Here is a 3,845-nt window from a genome sequence, read left to right as displayed (position 1 = left end):
GGTATCTGTGTCTACCCCTGTGAGGTTTCTTATAAGGGTTGTTTTACCATGGTCTATATGACCTGCTGTACCAATTACAATATTTCTCATATCTTCACCTCTTTGAAAAATCTATTTATCCGAGCTTTTTTTAAGAACAGCTGCAGCTCTACTGGCAACTATATTGAGCTCGCTATACTTCATGGCTTTGGTATCCAGTATAAATCTGTTATTTCTTATCATACCTATAATATGAGGTATCCCCAGTCTGAATTCTCTCTCTAGTTCTAGCGGATTACCATCTATAGCTACACCGTAACTTTTTATTGTTTCCCCAGGCATAGAACCTCCTCCTATTGCCGCTTCAGTGTCTACAAGGGATACTTTTACGCCATTTTTCTGAAGGAGTTCAAGTAACTTTTCAGATCTCTCTCTTGATTTAACAGGATCCTCTAATATCATCTTAAGTGTAGGGATCTCCTTCACGGCTTCTCTTTCATCCAGATAGTATCTCAGAGTGGGTTCCAGGGCCGCCAGTGTCATCTTACTGACTCTCAAAGCTCTTAACAGCTGATTTTTCTTTAATCTATCTATATACTCTTTCTTTCCTACTATTATCCCTGCCTGGGGTCCTCCCAGAAGCTTATCTCCGCTAAAGGTTATAATGTCCATACCTGAGGCTATACTTTCCTGTACTGTAGGTTCTTTTTTTAATCCGTACTTACCAAAGTCCACCAGTACTCCGCTTCCAAGGTCTTCCATTGTGAGAATATTATTTTCTCTTCCTATTTCAGCAAGTTCTTTATTTGTTACTTCCTTAGTAAAACCTACTATCTTATAGTTGGATGTATGGATCTTAAGGAGCATAGAGGTGGCTTCTGTTATTGCCTCTCTGTAATCCTTTGGATGGGTTCTGTTTGTGGTCCCTACCTCCACAAGTTTTGTTCCTGACATCTTCATTACATCGGGGACTCTGAAAGAACCACCTATCTCTACCAGTTCACCTCTAGATACGATAGCTTCTCCGTTTTTTGCAAACTCATTTAGAACGAGCATTACTGCTGCTGCATTGTTATTTGTAAGGACTGCTGCTTCTGCACCTGTCACACTGCAGATGAGGTCCTCTATATGATCATACCTGCTTCCTCTATCTCCGGAGTCAAGGTTATATTCCAGATTATTATATGATGTAATTACTTCCGAGACATTTTTAGCTGCCTTTTCAGAAATCAGTGATCTTCCAAGATTTGTATGTACCACCGTCCCTGTGGCATTTATTACATTTCTTAGATTCATTCGGGATTTTTCTTCTAGAATATTTCTTATATCTCTTATGACATCTGCTGACTGAAACGCAGTTATACTACCCTTTTTTATTCCTTGTCTGTAATGGTCTATGCCCTCTCTTATTCCTTCAGTAAAGTTAAAATAATCTATTTTTTTAGACAATTCAATGATTTCATCTATTTTTATTATGTCATCTACCTTTGGAAGTCGTCTGAATAATTCTTTTTTCATAATTTCTACCCCACTTCTCAAACTGATCAATTATAAATTTTATAATTTTTATTCTTTCTTCTCTGTGAAGATTGCTACTAGTTCACCTAATGATTATGTTAAAGATACTCTTTGTACTCAATTAATAATAAGAATAGAAATGGATATTTAATTATAATAGATCTGAGAATCTTTACTTTCTGAAAAATTTACTAAATAATTGTTTTTTCTTTATCGGCTCTATGATCCCTTCTTCAGTTTCTATAGACAGCTCTCTTGCTATTATTTTTGCTGCAGCTTCTGTCATATCCCCTGTAAATTTCACGCATTGTGTCATATGAACCTTAGAACCGAGTTTCATATCCTTTGTTAGTATCCGGCAACACAGAGTTTTATTATCATTTTTGAATATATCATGAATCTCTTTAGATAGTTCCATGGTTTTTTCAACTTCTTTTCCTTTGGCTTTCTGTCTTCCAAAGATAAGTCCTAAGGACATCTGGGCACCCACTACAGCCCCACAGGTACAACCGGCATTTCCCATTCCCACAGGAAATCCAGATGCCAATGCTACCACTTCATCCCCGATTTCAGGTTTAAAGACGTCTTTTAAAGTTTTTATAATAGATTCTGAACAATAAAAGTCTCCATTTTTATAATAATTTTCCGCCGTTTTTCTAATTTCTGAAATATTTATTTTATCCACCATATTTCTCCTTTTTTATCAGATATGTCTTTAATTCCGTAATGTATACATTTACAAATATAATAATACCATTTTAAAAGCTATATCTCAATATTTTCAATCATGTGCATAGAATAATGTTAAAAAATTCTAGTGATTTAGAGCTTCAGCAGTATAGAGGTTATCTTGAAAACCGTTGACGTAACTGTCTGACAATGGTATAATCATCTTGAAAAAATGGAAGTGGATGAGTAGCTGGTGTTCTTCCCGGTCTTCAAAACCGTGTGGGCGGCGTGAGCCGTCGGTAGGTTCGATTCCTACACATTTCCGCCATACTTTTTTAATGATACAGGTGCCTAGAGAGAAACAGGCCCCTGTTATTTTATTTTTTGGATTTTTTTTAAGAATATCCAAAAAAATGATGAACCGAGCTGGCCACACTGTATTTTTTATCTTCACAGGAAATTATCAAAGGGAGGATTTACTGTGGCTAAAAAGCGAATTGTCATGAATAGGAATTTAGACCGAGGACCGTTGCGAGTCGAAAAAATACATCGGTCTGATTGGATAAAATTGGAAGATTTCTTTGAATTTTACAAAAAATTTTTGGAGGGGAAGAAGCTGGAGGGTATAGCTGAAAGAACTTTGGACGATTATGAAAAACATCTGGATTATATTACACCCTACATTACCTCTCCCTCACGGTTCGATAAAGACCGAGCTATAACTGTAGAAAAAATCCGAGCGTACCAGACCTTTATGCTCAATGAAAAACAGTATAAACCAACTACAATAAATATAAGACTCCGCACTCTCAAAGCTTTTTTTCACTGGTTATACAAAGAAGGGTATATCGACGATAAGCTTTATAAATGTATAAAGTTAATGAGAACTCCTGTGGATCTGGTGCAACCTTTATCTAAGGAAGATATAAAAAAAATGCTTAGAGCTCCGGATATGAATTTATATAATGGCTATAGAGATTATTTATTGATGTTACTTATGTTGGATACCGGTATTCGGGTAAAAGAGGCTGTAAATCTTAAAATAGATGATGTGGACACAAGAAGAGGAGTTATAGTTGTTCGTGGAGAAATTTCAAAGACTAGATCATTTCGAGAACTCCCTATAAGCTTAGACACATGCAAAAGATTCAGAGAGATTATAAAGATATCTAAGAAATATGATAATAATTACGTTTTTTTAAATGAACTTGGAGGAAAACTTAGTGCTGCAACTGTGAGTTGGTGCTTTAGAAATTATGGAAAAAAGGTAGGAATAAATGGAAAATGTAGTCCTCACGTATTTAGACATACCTTTGCTACAAATTTTATACGAAAAGGAGGAGATGTATTTACCCTTCAAAGGATCATGGGACACAGTACCCTACTAACTACAAGGAGGTATATTCAGTTGGACATAGATGATCTTAAGCAGAAGCATAAAAAATTCTCATTATTAGAGGAATACATATAATTTGAGATACTCCCTGTTATTATGATTTTTTAAGTTTAGTCAACTAACATTACACATTCTTATTTAATAAGGAGGTCTATTTAAGACCTCCGATTTTTATTTAATATAAAGTGTGTCTGCTAAACTCTATCAGCTGCAGTTCGAAAGTTTCATACCAAAGATTTTATGTGACGTTCCTGATCTTTTGTAAGAGCATCTCTCTTACTAG

General features: G+C 35.4%; 3 protein-coding genes and 1 tRNA gene. 2 read left to right on the top strand and 2 right to left on the bottom strand.

The window, feature by feature from the left end; translation table 11 throughout:
- Positions 1–111 precede the first annotated feature (111 nt).
- Complete coding sequence (gene selA, locus ABZA26_RS09730) at positions 112–1,497, bottom strand: L-seryl-tRNA(Sec) selenium transferase (protein WP_372714326.1); 1,386 nt, start codon at positions 1,495–1,497, stop codon at positions 112–114.
- A 172-nt stretch (positions 1,498–1,669) separates the two neighbouring features.
- Complete coding sequence (locus ABZA26_RS09725; protein ID WP_372714325.1) at positions 1,670–2,185, bottom strand: C-GCAxxG-C-C family (seleno)protein; 516 nt, start codon at positions 2,183–2,185, stop codon at positions 1,670–1,672.
- Positions 2,186–2,400: 215 nt separating this feature from the next.
- Between ABZA26_RS09725 and ABZA26_RS09720 the strand changes: the two genes are divergently transcribed.
- Both ABZA26_RS09720 and ABZA26_RS09715 read left to right on the top strand, forming a co-directional pair.
- Positions 2,401–2,494 (top strand) — tRNA-Sec (locus ABZA26_RS09720).
- A 153-nt stretch (positions 2,495–2,647) separates the two neighbouring features.
- Positions 2,648–3,637 (top strand): tyrosine-type recombinase/integrase, encoded by a 990-nt coding sequence (locus tag ABZA26_RS09715; protein ID WP_372714324.1) that lies wholly within the window; start codon positions 2,648–2,650, stop codon positions 3,635–3,637.
- The last annotated feature ends 208 nt before the right edge of the window (positions 3,638–3,845 follow it).

The sequence above is a fragment of the Ilyobacter sp. genome (genome assembly GCF_041583315.1).
In the GTDB taxonomy this organism is placed as follows: Bacteria; Fusobacteriota; Fusobacteriia; order Fusobacteriales; family Fusobacteriaceae; genus Ilyobacter.
The sequence above is the reverse complement of the archived record's forward strand: the minus strand, read 5'-3'. Positions and strand labels throughout refer to the sequence as shown.

Bases quoted from the DNA above. Each gene is read 5' to 3' on its own strand.
- selA (WP_372714326.1), bottom strand. From the start codon at position 1,497: ATGAAAAAAGAATTATTCAGACGACTTCCAAAGGTAGATGACATAATA.
- ABZA26_RS09725 (WP_372714325.1), bottom strand. From the start codon at position 2,185: ATGGTGGATAAAATAAATATTTCAGAAATTAGAAAAACGGCGGAAAAT.